Annotated in this window: 18 protein-coding genes; 2 read left to right on the top strand and 16 right to left on the bottom strand. The window is 42.3% G+C overall.

Annotated elements, in window-relative coordinates; all coding sequences use genetic code 11:
• Window positions 1-19: 19 nt before the first annotated feature.
• The 5 genes from AC3WTJ_RS18025 to AC3WTJ_RS18005 form a co-directional block, all read right to left on the bottom strand.
• Window positions 20-1,396 carry an FAD-dependent oxidoreductase gene (locus AC3WTJ_RS18025; protein WP_492522966.1) on the bottom strand — a complete coding sequence of 459 codons (1,377 nt, stop codon included), beginning with the start codon at window positions 1,394-1,396 and terminating at the stop codon, window positions 20-22.
• A gap of 35 nt (window positions 1,397-1,431) precedes the next feature.
• Window positions 1,432-1,764, bottom strand: coding sequence for a putative quinol monooxygenase (locus AC3WTJ_RS18020; RefSeq protein ID WP_492522965.1), 333 nt, complete (start codon window positions 1,762-1,764; stop codon window positions 1,432-1,434).
• Between the two features lie 209 nt (window positions 1,765-1,973).
• Window positions 1,974-2,306 carry a thioredoxin gene (gene trxA / locus AC3WTJ_RS18015; RefSeq protein WP_492522964.1) on the bottom strand — a complete coding sequence of 111 codons (333 nt, stop codon included), beginning with the start codon at window positions 2,304-2,306 and terminating at the stop codon, window positions 1,974-1,976.
• Window positions 2,307-2,371: 65 nt separating this feature from the next.
• Window positions 2,372-3,322 (bottom strand): thioredoxin-disulfide reductase, encoded by a 951-nt coding sequence (gene trxB, locus AC3WTJ_RS18010; protein ID WP_492522963.1) that lies wholly within the window; start codon window positions 3,320-3,322, stop codon window positions 2,372-2,374.
• Between the two features lie 147 nt (window positions 3,323-3,469).
• Window positions 3,470-3,928 (bottom strand): cupin domain-containing protein, encoded by a 459-nt coding sequence (locus AC3WTJ_RS18005; RefSeq protein WP_492522962.1) that lies wholly within the window; start codon window positions 3,926-3,928, stop codon window positions 3,470-3,472.
• A 349-nt stretch (window positions 3,929-4,277) separates the two neighbouring features.
• Between AC3WTJ_RS18005 and AC3WTJ_RS18000 the strand changes: the two genes are divergently transcribed.
• Complete coding sequence (locus tag AC3WTJ_RS18000; RefSeq protein WP_492522961.1) at window positions 4,278-4,760, top strand: permease; 483 nt, start codon at window positions 4,278-4,280, stop codon at window positions 4,758-4,760.
• Window positions 4,757-5,290: a permease gene (locus tag AC3WTJ_RS17995; protein WP_492522960.1), complete on the top strand. Its 534-nt coding sequence runs from the start codon at window positions 4,757-4,759 to the stop codon at window positions 5,288-5,290. Before AC3WTJ_RS18000 ends, AC3WTJ_RS17995 begins: the two co-directional genes overlap by 4 nt.
• 39 nt (window positions 5,291-5,329) lie before the next feature.
• Here the strand turns inward: AC3WTJ_RS17995 and AC3WTJ_RS17990 are convergent, their stop codons facing one another.
• The 11 genes from AC3WTJ_RS17990 to AC3WTJ_RS17940 form a co-directional block, all read right to left on the bottom strand.
• Window positions 5,330-6,316, bottom strand: a complete 987-nt coding sequence (locus AC3WTJ_RS17990; protein WP_492522959.1) for an SLAC1 anion channel family protein — start codon at window positions 6,314-6,316, stop codon at window positions 5,330-5,332.
• Between the two features lie 125 nt (window positions 6,317-6,441).
• Window positions 6,442-6,789: a putative quinol monooxygenase gene (locus AC3WTJ_RS17985; protein ID WP_492522958.1), complete on the bottom strand. Its 348-nt coding sequence runs from the start codon at window positions 6,787-6,789 to the stop codon at window positions 6,442-6,444.
• 99 nt (window positions 6,790-6,888) lie between these two features.
• Window positions 6,889-7,635 (bottom strand): SDR family NAD(P)-dependent oxidoreductase, encoded by a 747-nt coding sequence (locus AC3WTJ_RS17980; protein WP_492522957.1) that lies wholly within the window; start codon window positions 7,633-7,635, stop codon window positions 6,889-6,891.
• A gap of 38 nt (window positions 7,636-7,673) precedes the next feature.
• Window positions 7,674-8,048, bottom strand: a complete 375-nt coding sequence (locus AC3WTJ_RS17975; protein ID WP_492522956.1) for a hypothetical protein — start codon at window positions 8,046-8,048, stop codon at window positions 7,674-7,676.
• Between the two features lie 417 nt (window positions 8,049-8,465).
• Window positions 8,466-9,836, bottom strand: a complete 1,371-nt coding sequence (locus AC3WTJ_RS17970; RefSeq protein WP_492522955.1) for a UTP--glucose-1-phosphate uridylyltransferase — start codon at window positions 9,834-9,836, stop codon at window positions 8,466-8,468.
• A gap of 314 nt (window positions 9,837-10,150) precedes the next feature.
• Window positions 10,151-11,005 carry a diguanylate cyclase domain-containing protein gene (locus AC3WTJ_RS17965; RefSeq protein ID WP_492522954.1) on the bottom strand — a complete coding sequence of 285 codons (855 nt, stop codon included), beginning with the start codon at window positions 11,003-11,005 and terminating at the stop codon, window positions 10,151-10,153.
• Entirely contained in the window at window positions 11,002-13,089 is a 2,088-nt protein-coding gene (locus tag AC3WTJ_RS17960; RefSeq protein WP_492522953.1) for a cellulose biosynthesis cyclic di-GMP-binding regulatory protein BcsB, read from the bottom strand. Before AC3WTJ_RS17960 ends, AC3WTJ_RS17965 begins: the two co-directional genes overlap by 4 nt.
• A 26-nt stretch (window positions 13,090-13,115) precedes the next feature.
• The gene (locus AC3WTJ_RS17955) at window positions 13,116-14,366 is read right to left on the bottom strand and encodes a glycosyltransferase family 2 protein (RefSeq protein WP_492522952.1); all 1,251 of its coding nucleotides are present in this window, start codon (window positions 14,364-14,366) and stop codon (window positions 13,116-13,118) included.
• The gene (locus tag AC3WTJ_RS17950; RefSeq protein ID WP_492522951.1) at window positions 14,366-15,916 is read right to left on the bottom strand and encodes a hypothetical protein; all 1,551 of its coding nucleotides are present in this window, start codon (window positions 15,914-15,916) and stop codon (window positions 14,366-14,368) included. The genes AC3WTJ_RS17955 and AC3WTJ_RS17950 overlap by 1 nt, the downstream gene beginning before the upstream one ends.
• Before the next feature lie 19 nt (window positions 15,917-15,935).
• Window positions 15,936-17,423 (bottom strand): glycan biosynthesis hexose transferase WsfD, encoded by a 1,488-nt coding sequence (gene wsfD, locus AC3WTJ_RS17945; protein ID WP_492522950.1) that lies wholly within the window; start codon window positions 17,421-17,423, stop codon window positions 15,936-15,938.
• 20 nt (window positions 17,424-17,443) lie between these two features.
• Window positions 17,444-18,568: a hypothetical protein gene (locus tag AC3WTJ_RS17940; RefSeq protein WP_492522949.1), complete on the bottom strand. Its 1,125-nt coding sequence runs from the start codon at window positions 18,566-18,568 to the stop codon at window positions 17,444-17,446.
• Between the last annotated feature and the right edge of the window lie 43 nt (window positions 18,569-18,611).

Below are 18,611 nucleotides of genomic sequence, written 5' to 3'. Positions count from 1 at the left end.
TATATTCTCCTCATTTATGTTATTTAATTCCTTGAAATAAATCATTTAGAGATTCACTCATCGTGGGATGTGTGAAGATGTGATCTCTTAAATAAGTGTAGGGTTGACCTGTTTCCATGGCTATCTGAACAATATTAATCATTTCATGTGATTCTGAACAAAACAATGAACAGCCGAGTATCTTGTCTGTTTTCGCATCAACGATTACTTTTAACAACCCGTCTGTTTCTTCCGTCAACTTTGCACGTGGTATTGCTGCGGCAGGCATTGTGGCCACTTTGATTTCGTAACCCTTAGCAAGTGCCTGCTCTTCGCTTAACCCCACTCGGGATAAAGGAGGGTCAATAAATACGGAATATGGCACATAATGCCGATCCTCCGTTGTTCTTTGCTTTGAACCATACAAGTTATCTAAAATAATACGTTGATCGTCCAACGAAATGTACGTGAATTGTAATCCGCCAACTACGTCCCCCATGGCAAAAATATGAGGTATTGTCGTTTGTAATCGCTCGTCAACCTGGATAGCTCCTCGATCAGTAACAGCTATGCCTGCCTTTTGAAGCTGCAAACCTTCCGTGTTTGGCTTTCTTCCAGCGGCGCTTAAAACAGCATCTGCGTAAAGTTCATGAGAATTATTGTCCTGATCTAGGTAAGTTACAATCACTCCATGCTCTACGTCACGAATAGATTGGATTTCAGTACCCAACTTAAAGTCGATTCCTCTTTTCTGAAGTGTTGATTGAACCATATTCGCAATGTCTCGATCTTCCCTTGAGAGAAATTCACTATGCTTATCTAAAACCACAATTTCTGAACCAAAATTCGCATAGATAGATGAAAACTCCAATCCGATGTAGCCAGCTCCAAGAACAACCATCTTTTTAGGCAGATTAGTTAATTCCATTAGGGATGTACTTGTGTACACGTGCCTACTACTTGAAATCCCTTCAATATCAGGAATAATGGTTGAAGCTCCTGTATTTATATAAATTTTCTCGCCATAAATCGTTGTAAGCTCTTCGCCGGCTTGAATTATAATTTCATGTGATGATTCAAATTTTGCCTTTCCGGTATAAATCGTTACCTTATCAAGATTGTCGAGGTTATCGAAATTCTTTTGACGAAGGCCAGATACCAGGTTCGTTTTTTTATCTATTGCAAGTCGATATGCTTCGGATTTATGATCATAATCTTTTAATTTCATGAGTTGTGACTGCTTAGAATAATGAACTAATGCTTTTGTCGGAATACAACCGATATTAATGCATGTACCTCCGTACATTAGTTCTGATTGTTCAATGATGGCTACTTTCTGACCTTTCTTAGCTAATGCAGCAGCCAGTGTTTTACCACCTTTTCCGAACCCGATAATAATGGCATCATACTTTATCATTTCACACAACCTATCTATGACATGGGATCAAATCTTTATGCCGTTAATGTACTTCCCCATTCTCCTTTTGGTTCTAGCCAACTAACCATTCTGTCCTCGATCAGCTCAGCAAGCGTGTCTTCATAATCTTTCCTATACGGTTTAGTAAATTCTTCCTCCAACCAACTATCCCTTGTTCCCTGCCATATCTCATAGATGACTAAATCATTAGGTTGATCTAAATCATCAGATACTATAGCGCTAATGAATGCTTTCTCTACAGACATAACTTGAATCAACGAGGATAACTGGGTACGGAATTCTTCTTTTTTTCCTGGTTTAGTTTTAAAACGAATATTCAATACGACTTGTTGGTTATCTACGGACATTATGAATTCCTCCTCGTTAAATTTGTTGTATGATACTTTATCAGCTTACTCCTAAATGAAAGATCCTTCTGTAATCTAATTCACACATCCTTTTTTATATTATCCCAAAAACAGTCTGATTAATTTATTTTCACTTTTGTGAAACAATTTATACGAAAAAGCTGTTGGATTACCAACAGCCTTGTTATTGCAATCCAAAATTAATAGCTTTAACAAGTATCTCCTATTGCTGTATACTCATTAATTTTTTGTTTTAAGAACGCTTTACTCTGAACGCCAACAAATGTTTCTAGTTTGTAACCATCTTTAAAAATCATTAAAGTAGGAATACTTTTAACATCATACTCTGAGGCAATGTCAGATTCTGCATCAATATCCACTTTAGCAATTGCAGCCTCGCTTTTCAGTTCTTTAGCTAATTCTTCTACAATAGGCAACTGTATTTTACAAGGACCGCACCAAGTTGCATAGAAATCCACAAGTGTGACTCCATGTTCTATTTGCTTATGAAAACTATCCTTAGTTAGTGAAATAACATCCATTATTTTAACCTCCTATTTTTTGGAAAATTCATCGTAAGTCATTTAAATACTTCTCTATTCCCTTTTTACACAAGCGTTTTACTCCAATCATGAACCATAGAACCTTCAAGGAACTTCTCGCAATCTAAAGCTGCCATACAACCACTTCCAGCTGCAGTGATCGCTTGTCTATACTTTTTATCTTGTACGTCGCCACAGGCAAACACACCTGGAATGTTAGTTTCAGAAGACCCTGGTTTTACTTTCAGATAACCAATGTCATCCGTTTCTAACTGACCGTCAAGGAATTTTGTGTTAGGTGTATGGCCTATCGTAACGAAAATACCTTCTGTTTCGATGATTTCTTCTTCAGAAGTGATATTATTAAGAACTTTTAATCCAGTAACCCCTCGCTCCCCTGATAGCACCTGTAAAGGCGTATTATTCAAACTCCATGTGATTTTGGGGTTTTGACGAGCACGATCCTGCATTATTTTTGAGGCGCGTAACTCCTCACGGCGATGGACGATTCGCACTTCTGATGCGAATTTCGTTAGGAAGTGTGCTTCTTCCATAGCGGAGTCTCCTCCACCTACAACAATAATTTTTTTGTTACGAAAAAAGAACCCGTCACAAGTTGCACATGTACTAATACCTCGTCCCACATTTTCTTTTTCCCCTGATATGCCAAGGTATTTCGCGGAGGCACCTGTTGATATAATGATGGAGTTTGCTACGAGTTCTTCTCCTCCTTCAAGGGTTAATTTAAATGGTCGGTCGGATAAATTTGCTTTATTAACCCATCCTGTACGAAACTTTGCACCGAATCGTTCTGCTTGTTTTCGCATATTTTCTATCAATTCCGGTCCCATAATTCCTTCTGGAAAACCTGGAAAATTCTCAACTTCTGTAGTGGTTGTTAATTGTCCACCTGGTTCAGGACCTTCAATAATAATTGGTTCTAAATTTGCACGAGCTAAATATATTGCAGCGGTGAGTCCTGCGGGACCAGTACCGATAATGATTGCATGATTCATTTCATTTCCTCCTTAATTGCTCTATATGTTATTTTCCCGCCGTCCTATTCGATTATGCGGATAAGATGTAAACTCCATAAAAAAGAAACCCGCAATGTAGTACGGATTCCTCTTTTTTGAGTTCTCGTAGATCGGGCATTTCTGAGATTACATTAGCTTAATACCGATCGAAGCATTATCTTCTGGTGTGCCGAGCCAATACCCATAAGCTATCGCAACTTCAACAAAGTGTTGTAATACCTCTAGTGAGGGAGGACCTGGTGGCACTGTGTCAACAGGGCGGCCAATTTCATTGAAAAATTCCCCCATTTTTACAGTCGATACGACTAACAATGTCACTGTCTCGTTAGAGGAATTCCTCCAGGCATGTTTTACATCTCCTGGAATATCAACGGTCTCACCGGCTTTTACTGTTTTCCAACTGTCTTCCGTGAATGCTTCAAGCTCCCCTGAGAGAACAACAAAGGTTTCACGATCATCATGACTGTGAACAGGAACGATAACTCCTGCTGGAACTTCAGCCTTCATGAGGGAATAATCCTTATTTTCTGTTAAATCCGTTACGAGTTGAATACGTGGTCCCATGACATCTAATACTTTTGACATAATATATTATGCCTCCTAATTTATAATGTTTTCAATGTTTGCAGTGATTTCTTGCAACGACAGCAGCTATATGATGAAGCGGATTTATTGAGTCTTCCAACTCAATTGCAACCCGTTTTCACTTCTTCTTATCTGCTCCCCTATTATAAGGCTAACCATTTATTTTAATCTGTAATCTATCTTACTGAAGTAAGATGTGCTCGATTTTAGCAATATGAACTGCTAGTTTTATTGCATACATTCGAATGTAATTAGTGATAATAATTGAATTCAGAAAAGGTTGAGCATATTGATTTGCAGATAATAATAAATAAGAACTCATAAAATAATAGTGAAGAAGGTAGAACATATGAGTAATGCGATCATATATGGACTGACATTAATTTTGCTGCTTCTCTCCTATTGGAAAGACAAAGCTAAGACCAAACGATCTTTAATGAAAGCATGGAAGTCTTTCGAAAATATTTTGCCTCAATTACTTGGAATCATATTTATAATGGGTATTTTACTTTCAATCCTTCATCCAGAAACAATCAGTCATTACATCGGCTCATCTAGCGGTTTTATTGGTATACTGATATCCGCAATTGCAGGCTCTATTGTTATCATCCCTGGTTTTGTTGCTTTTCCTATGGTTGCCCTGTTATTACAGAAAGGGGCAGGCGTCATGCAAGCAGCAGCATTAGTGTCTACCCTTTTGACAGTTGGTATCGTCACTGCACCTTTGGAGATGAAATATTTTGGAAAAAGGCTAACACTTTCTCGAAATATCGTGGCATTTCTGTTCTCTTTCATTGTCGCTTTGATAATTGGCTGGGTGGTGGGCGCATGAGGAGAACAATTAAACGATACAAATTTCCGTTATTGACTATCATCGTGTTAATTCTTTTATATTTCTATAAGGAAACTGTCGGTTTGAATGCTATAAAGGTTTCCACATCAAGTCTGAAAGCAATGATGCTTGTCATCCCCCCCATCTTTGTATTAATGGGACTTTTGGATACTTGGGTACCAAAGGAAGTCATGGTAAAGTACATGGGAGAAACATCAGGCTGGATGGGAATCTTTCTAGCTTTTCTTATTGGTTCTGTTGCTGCTGGTCCGCTCTATGCATCTTTTCCGGTAGCTGCAGCTTTCATGAAAAAAGGTGTCAAGTTTAGAAATATTATGATTCTCATCGGTGCTTGGTCCTCGACAAAAATACCGATGTTGATCTTTGAAATGACATCTTTAGGATCTACCTTTGCTTTAACCCGGCTTCTAATCAATGTTCCAGGCATCATCCTGACTTCATTCTTGCTAGAAGTCATGACATCGAAAGAACAAAAAGCTGATTTGTACCAAAAAGCTGAACGACTATAATTTCACTCAAGAACTGCGCAAGCCATCACTCACCTGTCATTAACCCTGCAGCAGCTTTCCACTAATTAAGTGTTTAATAGTTCGAATAAATATAATAACAATAACAAATGTAGTCAAGATAAGGATAAAAGCTGCAACGAACTTGGTCGGCCATGTGTTTACATACTGGGCATACTTCAAAGCTGCATTGCTAAGAACAGCCAATGGAAAGCTTACTGCCCACCAAGCCGTAGTAAACGGAATGGACTTATTAAATGACTTGAAAAACAATACCATGAATAAAAATAATCCAAAATAAAACAAAATTGATGCAAACATATCAATCGATTTTGTCAAAGCTACATATGCAAGAAAGCCAACCTCAAAAGGTGCGATCAAAATTAACAAAGAGGGGGTCATGCCTGCTGCCATAGGTTCGTGATGTATCAATCGAGTAAAAATCATAGTCAAGAAAATCAGGGATAAAATGCCCCCTATTGCTAAACAAAACAAGTTCAATTCATGAATCCAAGCAAACGGCATTGAAACCCCTGTAACTGGTACATTCAAAATGGCAACAGCAGGAATTAACATGGCAGGAACAGCATGTAGTGGATCTTGTTTAACCTTAAATAAACGAGATACCATGAAGTAACTTAATAATATGGTTAGACTTGTACCTATTATCCAAATCACTTGTCCCAAAAAATGGTTGTAAGGTAAAATGACTGATGAAAGAAGTAGGATAGCAACGGTGATAGCTCCATAGAAATTTCCGGCAATAGAATTTGAAAACTCTGAATAAACAAGACTCGGGAATTTCACCAACTTTATGACAAAACAAACGCTTAGAAGCACAAATATCATGATTCCCATTAATCCAATCAATTCAGAAATCAGCGAGGAAGTTCCAAACAGATTATGAGATAACCTGCCAGCAAGCGAGAGTCCTTCTATTCCCATAACCGAACCAAATGAGTTAACAGACAAATATTTTAGTCCATCCATTTTAGATGACCCCACAGGTGTATGCCTTCTTTGCTTCATATTTTTTTACCTCTTTAAATTCCTTTTTTGCCATTACCAATTGAGATTGAGCCAATAATAAAAAAAAGGAACAGCTCCTCAGTTTTCAGTAGCTGAACCTTTTAATGAAAAACTTTATGTTGATTTTAGGAGAAATGTTTACCAGCAGTAATTGTAGTTCCCCATTCTCCGAATGGGGAGTAGAAACCTAGCTCTCTCCCCAACAAGAATTCTGCTGCACGAGTATATGGACCTTGACGGTAAGCTTTCGTTTCTTCCTCTGCCAGCCAAGTCTCTTTGGAACAGTTCCAAATTTCGTAGAGTACAATTTCATCAGGGTCATCAACGTTCTCATGTACAATGCCATTTACAAAAGTAGGTTCTTTGGACATTGTATCAAAGAGCGGCTTTAGATTATCAAAAAAAGCTTGTTTATCGGAGTTAGTTTTCAACTTAAAACGAGCAATAATTACTGTTTGTTCGGTTTTATTCATTTTAAATCCTCCAAATTATACTTATATTTTTTTGATGAATCTCAGACACTAATTCTTGCACTTTGTGCTTGGCCGAAGATCGTTTTCACGTTCAAACTATTAAATTTGAGCAACTCCGCCGTCTACGAATAGCTCTATTCCATTAATATAGCTACTTTCATCTGAAGCGAGGAACATCACAGCATTTGCAATTTCTTCAACGGTTCCAACCCTGCCTAGTGGAGTTATATTTTTAGCATGTTCTAGAACAGCATTAGTATTCTCAGCGAACAAGTAATCATACGCAGGGGTATGAACAAATCCAGGGCTTAGGACGTTTACACGAATTTTTGTTCCTTTTAAATCAAGGATCCAGTTACGAGCCATCTGCCTAATCGCAGCTTTTGAAGCTCCGTATACACTGAACGCTGGATCGCCAATAGAACCCGCCGTTGAACCAGTCATGATGATAGATCCAACGTTATCGGGAAACAAAGCCAGAGCTTTTTGAACAGTGAAAAGCGTTCCTTTAACGTTAACATCAAAAGTTTTATCGTAATGCTCTTCTGTAATTTCTCCCAGTGGCAGCATATAACCAAGTCCCGCATTCGCAAAGAGGATATCTAGATGTCCACTTTGCTTTTTAACCAAAGCATAGAGCTTGTCTAAATCCTCCAGTTTAGAAATGTCCCCTTGAACACCAGTTACATTGTTCCCAATTTGTTTTACCGCTATATCAAGCTCCGCTTGTCTGCGTCCTGTAATATATACATGAGCACCTTCTTTTGCAAACTGAGTGGCTGCTTGGAGACCAATTCCGCTTGTGCCTCCTGTTACTACTGCTACTTTCCCATCAAATTTCCCCATATTCTTTTTCCCCTTTTCTAACGTTTTATATTAAATGTTTACTCTGAAATTGGCTTGTCTACAAACACAGTTAAGGAATGAATGGAACCATTCTCTACAGCGATGAAGTCTTGCCCAGTAATCACGATTGGATTCTCAGATGATTCGTACCTCCAACTAAATCTCGCTTGATCATGATGCTCATTAACTGAGCCGGGAATAACCGTAAACACTTTTCCAGGATTTTTAGCTTGTACTTCATCAATCAGGTCATTTAGAGCGTCATGACCAACAATTACATCAGAGAAAAAAGGATCAAACACCCGGCAGTTTGTTGTGTACGCTTCTTGAATCTTAATTCTTCTTTTCTTGGAATCTGTTTCACTCCAAATTTCAATGTGTTTATTTATTAAATGTTCAATTGTTGAACTCATTTAACTTATCTCCCGGATAATTTAATTAACAACACACATTGGTTACTATGTTTTTGCTTTCACTCTATAATCCAATCAGCTGATTTTTATCAATTAGGTTAATGCTTCGTGGCCACAAGAGTCATTATGGAACAAAAGTAACTAAAAAAAAAGTACTTACTTTCTGGTTATATAGTATGTAAAAAGTAATATTTAAGCCTTAATGCCGTATACAAATCACATGGAAATTTACACCAAACCAATTTCGTACGAAGCTTTCCTCCGGCAACGCGGTTACCAATAGTGTCCTACCGATCTATTGCTGTCAGCAGCTTTCTATTGAAGCTTATTGAGCTGTAGTTCATCGTTAGCACAACAGGCCACCAAGTTTATCACCCGCAGCCTGTTTCAACTTAATTGATGAACTAATGCTAACCATTAGTTAGACTGCGTAGCAAGAAGTACTTTCAAAACATCCGGAGTCAGTCCCTCTCCCGCATAAGAAATCAGCGGGGAAATTTCGATATCCCGGCCTTCGAGTACGGAGGGGGTTACGCCTGCTTCCCAAAGCCATCGCTTATACAAATCCAGCATAAGTCGTCGTGCTGTCGCCGAGCTGTCCTTGCCCTCCTTATTTTTGACAGGTGCGAACTCTTCGTCTCTTCGTACTTTCAACAATGTCATGCTTTCGGCGAACGGAAAGAAATCAAAAATGAATTTTTCAAATTTGAAAGCGTTAGGCGAAGCCGGCTGGACCGTATGGCCCTGATCGTCTATGTATTTGACCGTTTTATGGGCGGCGTGGTATGGAATATGCGTATTTGCATACCGTTCGATAAAATCTGTACGAAAAAGATGAATCGAAAGGTTGCCCAACCCGTATGTCAAGTGGCCCGCACTATCGCTTTCGTACATTAACTCTTTAGGCACATCAATATATTCCACGACGGCAGGTCGCCCGCCTTTTAGGCAAAAAATGCCGACTTTTTCCTCGGGGTAGGCTTTTTCCGCGACTTTGGTGGCAATCGGATGGTTATAATGCGCAGCAGCTCCTATAAACAGCGGATCAGCGACTCGGATTAAGGCATTATCGACATTGTAATAGAATAGCCACTCCACTCGACGTCGTTTCAGGTCGTCCAAGGCGCCTGATTTCTTCATGGAAGCAAAAACGTCGCCGTTTCCGATGGGGGTAAAGCCGATTTCGTCCTTGTCGGACAGTAGCACGCGTCCTAAGGAATCCAGTGCTGGAAGGACATTTTGCTGGAAAAAGAAAATGTCGTCCGGGGCATAGCCGAAATACTCCGATGCCTGGAAATATTGTACCGTTTCCCGATGATTCTCCGGGCTGGTCATAATGTACCAAGCGATGGACCTGCCGGCTCTACGGGACAAGTTGAGCAAGCGCTCGGCCTGCAGTTGGAACAGTGACTTTCCTGACGGTAGCCCGATGTTATAGGTCCCCTTTGGTCCTTCATGCCCTAGGCGGCTTCCCTGCCCTCCGGCGACGACAAGCGCCGCGACCTTACCTTGGCGAAGCCGATGCCAGCCGGTTACGGTTAATTGCTCCCGCTCCTTCTCGCTGTAATCTTCCAAATCGTAAGCTTTCATAGGCGAAATACCGTAGGTACTTGCCAATGGCTGCTTCATATGATGAAAAAGCTCGTGGAGTTCGCCAAAATCCAACTGTTCCATCTGATCCAGCAGTTTGCTCTTTGAAGCTTTGGATAGCGAGGGGTAAAGTTTGAGTATATGCTCCTGGCCGTAGGTTTCCGCCTTTTTGTAGAGTTCGTCATATCGATTATCCATGAAAAACCTCCTATATAAAGACTACGAATTGTAGAAGCGCAATAAACTAAAACAAGCGATGGATCGGTTCCATCGCCGCACTATCCGTTCTCCGATAGTTGAATTTCATTATTCATCTACAAGTAGTTTGTGCTTCTTCATATGCTTCATACATTTTCTTTTAAATAACCACAAGTCATGTAGACTCTTGTTCTCAACGTCAAGCAGCGTGGCAACCGATGATCTTATTCCAAATTTGATTCATACATTCAACGAGTGATATTACTCATTCTACCACAAAAAGGAAAGTCCCAGCTTTCGCCGAGACCATCCTTTTACACGTCGTATTCTAACTGCTTTTTCGCTTGTACGATAAACTCGAGGGGATTATTGATTTCAGCCGCATTGTACTCAACTGCACCCATTTTCAAAACAAGTTCCACCCTGTATTTCTCCGCGTATTCGCCGCGATTACGTTCTTCAACACTCTTTCTCAAGCGCTCGATGACGATAGATGCCCCTGTCCGATCCGTAAATAGCAGCATGCCCCACATCGGATTCTCTTTATTGAGCAAATAAAGCGAATCGTTCGTGCGAATATTCGTTTGGCTCATTCTGGATAGATCGAGGACCGCTTCCATCAGCTGATCTTCGCCAATCATCCGTTTAATTTCATCCCAATACTTCACGCTGATCACCATCAAAGTCAAGGGAATATGATAGCGGACGGAAAGTGCCATAAATACGGTTGCATCAGCTTGAAAAGAAAGCGTATTTTTCAAGCTTGTCTTCAAGTCGACGGTCGCCAAGGATTGATTTTCTTTGATTAGCTGTTCGTTCTCCAACTGCAATTGCCGATTCCCAAGCGTCAAGAGCCAAGTTGCAAGTGTAAAGATCGGAGTCACAATGAGCCAAAAATAATTCTGCGTCCCGATTAAGCCGCCAGCCACAACCGTTTGGTACAAGGTGTACGTCCCATAGCCGAAGATGAACAGAATGTTTAGAATCAAGCCTGTCGTAACATTCGTAAAGTATGTTATAACGGCGATGAGAAAAGCCACATTGAGAAAAATAATATTTTGCAGGTACAGATTTGGATTGCCCGCGGTGAAAATGATGCTAACAAAGCACACTAGCAAAAACAGCAGGAAGCCGCCGTCCGAGATCATACTACTTCGTAATCGACTCATCGCAGATCCCTCCGCTTCTTCTTCGCATATTTACGAATCATTAAAATCAGCGAGAGGATCACAAGCAAGGCGACAAGTCCTGCCGCGGCCATAAAGCCGAGAACATCTTTACGCGCCAGTACATCATCAAGCGCAGTGGATGGCGCTGAAGCAGCTTCTTTCTTAAAGCGATATGCCTGCACGTTGCCATCTGCATCCGTGATTGCGCCATCGCCGAACACTTGCCATAGCGAGCCTTCCGAGCCGATGAGCTTGGAGGCCAAGTAAGCATATTCCGGCCGACTGCCCGTCACTGCCATAAGCCCAAAACCGCTTTGATAAGGAGAATCAATCAATTGTAAAGAACCGATTCGTTTGCCATAGCCGGATTCAATGCTGAGTTTTTCGTTAGAGACAAAACCTTGTCCCCCAGCTCCATAGCGGAAATAAAGCTTATCATTGTTCGCCGCAATCACAGCGTTGTCTTCATAGCTGCCGATCGCAATAATTTGACGGCCTTTAAGCTGATCAGGTTGGAGGTTACCTGCTAAATATTGTACATTGCCTGTATTCGTCTGCGCATAGCGGCCCAGCAGATTGAATACATTTGTTAACGATTGATACATGTACACATCTCGTGTCGTCGGCAATACAACCGTAACTTGGTTATAGCTGCCGTCACGTAGAAACGGATACGGATAGTTGTTGAACAACAACTCCGTTCTGTCTTTTGTATTCAATTGAAGCAGCGAATCCTTCTCGACAAAGGCCCATGGCATCTGATCTTCGTTTGCAAGACAGCTATTATTTTTAAGCTCAAGATCGAATGCTGCTTTTACTGTGAAATTCCCTGAAATATTCAGGGATTTCGGAATCGTAAGCTCCATATGATCGCTGTCGGCGAGCTCTGTGGAAAGCCTTTTACTCCCGATCGGCGTATCATTCACGAGAATCGTGACCAACGAACGGTCGAAATCGACATTCCGCGCATAACGAAAGTTGATGCGCAGCTTACTGCCGTCTGCAATGGAACGGTTGCCCGGCAGGGAAATAAAATACGCTTTCTCCCGGTGGCGGTCACCGACAAGCTTATCTCCGGACTCCGTCAACGGTAAGGTACGGCTAACATTGACAGCCGGCGTGTCCACTTCCGTGGAAGCCAGTACTTCTTTCTGCGGCGAGTTAATTTGCGTAAGCAACGTTTGGTTGGCTGCAAGTCGACCGGCCTTGATGAGGAGCGTGGCATCCTTCGACGTGATAACGAGCGTTTTGACCCCATTGAGATCAATGAGCTGAAGAACCGCTTTTTGTGCCACGTCCCCCTCTTTGATCACAGCCTTCACTTCCGCAGGCAAATGCTCATAGAGACTGACAAGAATGAGTGCTTGCTTGGTTTTCGTCAGATCGGTGCTATAAGTCGTAAGCGGAATCGGTTTATCCGTCACTTGATTTACTTTAGCTAAGCCAGATAACGCATAGGTCGCCGCCTCCAATTCAGGAGCCGTGTTTTCAGGTGCAACAACTATCGCAATTTGACCATTGGTAACCGAATCTTGCCCAATAAAATGCCTTTGAAAATCCTGTATACTGTCCTGAATCGGCTCACTGGTATAATTCACGGCGATTCTTGAGGATTTTGCGATTTGCAGCCAATTATCGCGATTATCGGTAGGTAGACAAGCATTCTGTATGGTTGGCGCATTCGTCTCCAAGTGCCCCTGTACCATAAGCGTGTTGACGCCTTTAATAATCATTGAAGCCGGCACGGTCAAATCCAGCTGCTGCTGTACCTTCTCTCCCAGCTGCGGTCGAAAAGAATGAAACGGCGTTCCATTCATATAGAGCGTGACGGAGGAGCGTTCGTTTTGCAGGAGCTGTGACAGCTGATAATCCAGATGGATGTCAACGCTGGTCACATTCCAATAGTTCTCTACACGAAAAAACTGCTGCGTATATGTAATGCCGCCGGTTAAAGACGTATCGGACAAATGCGTTTGCATTTGCCCGGCGGCAGGTGGCACATTCTCTGCTTGAACTGTCGGTAGAAATAACCCCAGAAATAGAAAAATACTTAATGCTACTCTCACAACACTACGATTCCACATCGTCGTCAACTCCGATCCTTACTGCCCTAGAAGCGTTCGGTTTTATACCATTTTGCTTCTCGCTTAAAAATGACGTCCTTCAAATAGGTATACATGCCGTAAGCCGCCACGACCATCCACATTTGGCAGTAAGACACGTACATCAAAACAATAACCCACAAGTTAGAGAGCCGCATTTCTCCTTTTTCCGTGACGAGCGTAATGAAAGTGCCCACGATAAAGAGAATAATCGCCAGTACCCATAAAAATGAGCTAAAACTTGCAATGGTCGTGCTAACATAGCCCAATGCGTGTAGAATCAGCAGCAAATCTGACATGACAAGCGAGGTCAGCAACAAAAAATAAATAGATAGAAAATAGCAAATATCAAATCGTATTCGGCGCGCATCCGGATGGAACAGCAGCGGGATATTTTTTACAATGACGTAAATGTTCCCTTTCGCCCACCTTGTCCGCTGTTTGAACCAAACTTTGACCGTCTGAGGCTCCTGCTCCCAGGTAACGGATTTAGGCTGGAACTTAATTTTGTAACCCATCAAATAAATGCGGAATGAAATTTCCGTGTCCTCCGCAATTGCCTTCACATCCCAACCCCCGATTCGCTCAACGATTTCGCGGCGCATCAGAAAGTTTGTACCCGGGATCGTACATAGCTTAAACAGCTTCCAACGCCCCGCCTGAGCCATCCATTGGAATGAAAGCGTCTCAATATTGATAAAACGAGTCAACAGATTCGCATTTCGATTCCGAGTGCGAAATTTGCCGATGACTGCGCCAAGTCCTGGATCCTGCGTGATTTCGGCGACGAGATAAAGCAGCGCTTTCTTTTCAGGGGTATTATCCGCATCGTAGATGGCGATTAGCTCGCCACGGCTTAGTTTGAAACCCAGATTCAAGGCGTTGGATTTGCCTTTACCACCCGTGGTAGCATCCGTGTTCAATACGATCAATTGACGCTCGGGATACTTCGCTTGAAGCTTAGCAAGCAGTTCTCGGCTGTTGTCCGAGGAATTGTCATTAATCACAATGATTTCGTAGCGATCATTCGGATAATCTAAAGCGAGCAGTGATTCAACGGTTTGCGTAATCACTTTGCCTTCATTATGAGCCGGCACCATGATGGAAACGAAAGGAGGTTCCCCTTTCATCGGAGGAACCGGTTGATTCTCAATCTGCATGTAATACAGATAGCCTGCCACAATCAGGATGATATTAATCAGCAGGAGTGACCAGATACATATCACAGCAATCAGCATTAGTATGTCGGCAAGTGTCATCATTGTCTCCACGATTGCATGTATTTTCGTTTGTACATTCGGTGTCCGATGATAAGGAAAAGACCGAATAAGAAAAGCGATGTTCCGATTAAAACAATTAGTATTTTATTTTGCACGGAGAAAAGTCCGCTTAAACTTTTTTCTTCTTGCTGCACATAGACATGTGCCGAATCAATATCCTGAATGCGATTATTAAGCAGAATCTCCTGACCATTGATTAGCAAATGCCCGTTCTGTGAGCTAAATTTACTCGTTGACGTTTGAACGGAGTGCCCCCCATTTTTATAATCATCATACGTTGTCCAGCTAGACGTTAACGTCGTAAGCAGAGTCTCCAGCTTCGAAGGATCGTTAGGAAAACTGTACGCTATGGCCGTATTCATCGGCAACTGATTCAGGCTATTGCCTTCATCCGAATAGCGGGAAAGCACATTGGCATCAATCGTATATGCTGTTGAGTGAAACGCCACGGCGGTATCGGAAGGATCCCGGTATTGAACGGCTTTGTTTGGAAGAATAAGACCTGAATCAAAAAAAGAAAGTCCATCTGACGCATAATGTTTATCATAAGTCCAATACATCTCAGCACTGACGCCAAGCGGTATGATCCCTGAGCTTGCTAAATGATCAAGAAAAGAGCCCAATTCATTCCGAAGTTTATTCACATCCGGAGAATCCGTAGAGTCAACAATCGGAGTTTGAACAATGATGCTGCCATTGCGGGCTTGCAAATGCTTAAGCGTCTCCATATAACGCTGCATCGCCGGGTAATCCCAATTACTGAATACCGGCTGTATGCTGGCTACAAAAGGAATGCCTGCTTCATACAGTTGATCCGCCATCGCATTCACGAGTTCCAGATTTGAAAACGGAAAAATATCACTAATTAATACATAATGCTGCGGGGCTGTGGAAACTTCCAGCCAATCTTTCAACACATAGGAAGCTGCCAGTTCTGAAACGTTGCCTTTTGACAAGTACGGGATATACCCATAGTTGCCGTTTGCAATACTGTACGGTGCTTCGGACGGATGTTTGGAGGATTTCACTGTCCCATACGATTTTCCTTCAAACGAGGTCACCCAAGCCATATTGCTAACAGGAATGGAAGTTTGGCTCAGATCACTAATCTTCAAGTTGATCGTATCATCCACCGTATGCTGTTCTTGGAGGTGCAGTGCTTGCTGAATCGATGCTGGAAGACCGCTTCCAATTTGCATGTACTTACCGGAGTAAGCTTTCAAGTCTTGTAAAAAAACATCAGGAAGATTCAATTCATCTGATTTATTTCGTACGAGGATTACTTTGTTAAAGCTGTGCAGCTTTCCCTCTTTATATTGCTCTAAGCTCAGCAGTGTAACTGGTGTAGAGTAGCCAGCTAAGAGCCGCTGCAGAGCTTCAACATTTCCTTCCAGAGGTGTCTTAAGCGCTTTGCTGTCATAGAGAAGCAGCACAGGATCCTTTGCGCTTTCTGCGGCTGAAGTTTGTCTTGGCACACTTAGCGTACATAATAAAACGAGAAGTGTGACGAAGAGGTATACTTTTCGCATGTCGCTCCCTCCTTATGCCTTACATCGCAGCCCCAACTTGTTTACTCTCCGATTCTGTGCTCCATAACTGTTTAGCAATCAAATCCCTAATCGTAAGTAAAGAAACAAGATCAAAGGTTAATGTAAATAGAAATTCATGCTTCGCTAAATCCGCATCGCCCGCTCCGATAATGGAAACGAATATCCCCGATAATCCCATTGAAATCAATAAAATCACAATAGGCAGCTTCGTTGCTTTACGCCACTGTTGCGAGCGAATCGCATGAATAAACGATGGGACATAAAGCCCGATTATGAGCAAAGTCCAAAGTAAAATAAAGCCAAACGTTTTCGGCGCCAGCGCCTGCTTAAGCAAGCTATAGCCAGAAAAGAATACCGTGTGCGCACCAAATGGCTTGCCAACGGACTGCTCATAGTTCCCCATCGCCATGGGACGGATACTAAAACCGTCTCTCGCCGCGATATTAAGCATCTGCCCCGCTTGTCCGGGATGTGCGACATAGTAGCGAAGAATGGAAACAAAGCCGTATTTGCTAAAAAACTGTTCTTCAAACTGTGCAGAATCCACATCAAACGATTTATAAGGCTCGTAGTACTCACTGCGGTTCAAAATCGCATATTGCTTATCAATGCCAAAGCTTTCCAACGTTTTTTCCGGATCTGCTGAACCCATCAATACGCCGCGAGTCATTGCATGAAACTTGTTAATATTAACAAATTCTTTTGGGATCAGCACATAGGTGCCAACTCCAACACCAATCAGAGCTGCGAGGAGTCCTGCGGTTATGGCACGATACGATCGGCTTTTCCGAATATAAATGAAAAATACCCCGAATATGGCTGTCAAAATCCCAACTGGGGCGTTTTGCTGCTTACTTGCCGTTAAAATCATGGCACTAACTACGAATAAGCCAAGCATCACGTAATCGTTATATCTTTTCCGGTATAACAGCAGTCCGCTTGCTACCATGAACATCGTCATGATCAGCATTACACTTTCACCATATAAGGAATTAAAATAAGCTGTGTAGCCAGTGTCGCCAAACACAAAAACAACGATTCCCGCAATCACATAGCCGCGCAGCTTGGAAAGCTTCCAAGTCAATGCTTCAACAAGCAAATATACCGCAGCTGTATAAAGTCCGAGATAAAAGGCCGCTTGATAGCGAATATCAAATGTGGTTGTGCCTGGATGGAACAACTGATTTAGGCCAATAGCCGCTTTTACAAAAGACGATTGCGTTGAGAAAATAGTTGCCTGATTTTCGTTATAATACTGAAAAATTCCGTATGTTTTGACGAAAAAACCAAGATATTGACTATCATACGTCGGATCGTTGATGTAAAGCCCATTGCTATACAAAACTCGAAAAAAGTCGCCATTATCCGCAATACCGATATAAGGATAAACAAACAGGGCGAGCACTGTAATGACCAATACGCCGGCCGCCGCGGCAGCAGCTGGTGTCATCACGCGAAGCAGTCCTCTCAAATAGCGATTCGTCACGACAAGCACTCACTCCTTTATTAATAAACATAAGCGAGCAAAGCCATGGCATTGTCGAATGAATAGGCTTGCTGCGCGAGCTCATCTCCAAAGCCTCCGTTCAGCGGGCTTCCTTGGGTATGATTTTGAAACGCGTTCATTTTCGTGATACTCTCGTTATATAGCTGTTGATCTTTAGTAACGGAACCGATCATGGCCGCGATGGCATAAATCGCCGTCGAATGGACATCGTTTAACGGCTTTCCGTTTCGATCATAAGCGCCCACCAACGTGCCCGCGGTAACCTGAGCCTTTATCCATTGCAAACTGGCTGGCTTGGCTTCTCCAATTTCAGCTAGATTCAGGATCGTCAATAGCGACTCCACCGAATTAATCTGCTCGGATTGATAGGTTTTCAACTTAAAATCATACCGAGTTTGATATAAAGGGAACGAATCCGACAAGTAACCCCCCTGCATAATCCCCAGCATGTCCGTTTCAAGCGCACGCTTCTTCCGGTTCGAAACGGGAAGCAGCTCCATAGAAGCAACATCTATGTAGCACAACGTAATAAATGAATTCGTCATCGCGTAAGTCTCGTCATAAAAATCTCGCAGACGGCTTTCAGAAACGTTATAGGTATATAATTTATCTCCGTAGTACGCCAAGTCCTTCTTATAAGCGTCTGTCTGAAAAGCTTTCCCCGCTTCGTCCAGCGCGCGAAGAATCCGAAAGTCGTCCACTGTAGCGTTAACGGTGAATTTTTTATTCAACTTGGGGCTGTACCGGTAGCTAAGACCTGATGTCGCATCGAACGTGCGTTTGGCAAGCTGCCACTCGGCTTCGAACTTATTCTTTTGCCCCGTTAAGGCATAATAACGCATGAGCAGTCCGGCTGACTCACTAAGTACCTCATGCCCGGTTGCGACTTCGCTGTTCTGATCGGTCTCTCGTAAGTTGGTATACGTACCATAATGTCCGGTTAATGTTTCTGTTATAAAATGCTGAAGCGCATTACGCTGCTCGTTGACGGGTACAAGCTGGCCATAACCAGAGATGGGCTTGCGCGCAAGCTTATCTTTTCCGAATACAGGCAAAGCCTCACAAGCTGAAAGTGTCATGACGAAGGCTAGGGGAATCAACAAAAGGTTTCGCTTCATGCTCATTAGCTAATGAACTCCTATCGCAATCTTTTCCTGACTGCATGTC

The organism is Paenibacillus sp. FW101-FHT12H11 (genome assembly GCF_058790355.1).
The sequence above is the reverse complement of the archived record's forward strand: the minus strand, read 5'-3'. Positions and strand labels throughout refer to the sequence as shown.

Coding starts and splice junctions, on each gene's coding strand:
- AC3WTJ_RS18025 (WP_492522966.1), bottom strand. CDS start 1,396: ATGATAAAGTATGATGCCATTATTATCGGGTTCGGAAAAGGTGGTAAA.
- AC3WTJ_RS18020 (WP_492522965.1), bottom strand. CDS start 1,764: ATGTCCGTAGATAACCAACAAGTCGTATTGAATATTCGTTTTAAAACT.
- trxA (WP_492522964.1), bottom strand. CDS start 2,306: ATGGATGTTATTTCACTAACTAAGGATAGTTTTCATAAGCAAATAGAA.
- trxB (WP_492522963.1), bottom strand. CDS start 3,322: ATGAATCATGCAATCATTATCGGTACTGGTCCCGCAGGACTCACCGCT.
- AC3WTJ_RS18005 (WP_492522962.1), bottom strand. CDS start 3,928: ATGTCAAAAGTATTAGATGTCATGGGACCACGTATTCAACTCGTAACG.
- AC3WTJ_RS18000 (WP_492522961.1), top strand. CDS start 4,278: ATGAGTAATGCGATCATATATGGACTGACATTAATTTTGCTGCTTCTC.
- AC3WTJ_RS17995 (WP_492522960.1), top strand. CDS start 4,757: ATGAGGAGAACAATTAAACGATACAAATTTCCGTTATTGACTATCATC.
- AC3WTJ_RS17990 (WP_492522959.1), bottom strand. CDS start 6,316: ATGAAGCAAAGAAGGCATACACCTGTGGGGTCATCTAAAATGGATGGA.
- AC3WTJ_RS17985 (WP_492522958.1), bottom strand. CDS start 6,789: ATGAATAAAACCGAACAAACAGTAATTATTGCTCGTTTTAAGTTGAAA.
- AC3WTJ_RS17980 (WP_492522957.1), bottom strand. CDS start 7,635: ATGGGGAAATTTGATGGGAAAGTAGCAGTAGTAACAGGAGGCACAAGC.
- AC3WTJ_RS17975 (WP_492522956.1), bottom strand. CDS start 8,048: ATGAGTTCAACAATTGAACATTTAATAAATAAACACATTGAAATTTGG.
- AC3WTJ_RS17970 (WP_492522955.1), bottom strand. CDS start 9,836: ATGGATAATCGATATGACGAACTCTACAAAAAGGCGGAAACCTACGGC.
- AC3WTJ_RS17965 (WP_492522954.1), bottom strand. CDS start 11,005: ATGAGTCGATTACGAAGTAGTATGATCTCGGACGGCGGCTTCCTGCTG.
- AC3WTJ_RS17960 (WP_492522953.1), bottom strand. CDS start 13,089: ATGTGGAATCGTAGTGTTGTGAGAGTAGCATTAAGTATTTTTCTATTT.
- AC3WTJ_RS17955 (WP_492522952.1), bottom strand. CDS start 14,366: ATGACACTTGCCGACATACTAATGCTGATTGCTGTGATATGTATCTGG.
- AC3WTJ_RS17950 (WP_492522951.1), bottom strand. CDS start 15,916: ATGCGAAAAGTATACCTCTTCGTCACACTTCTCGTTTTATTATGTACG.
- AC3WTJ_RS17940 (WP_492522949.1), bottom strand. CDS start 18,568: ATGAGCATGAAGCGAAACCTTTTGTTGATTCCCCTAGCCTTCGTCATG.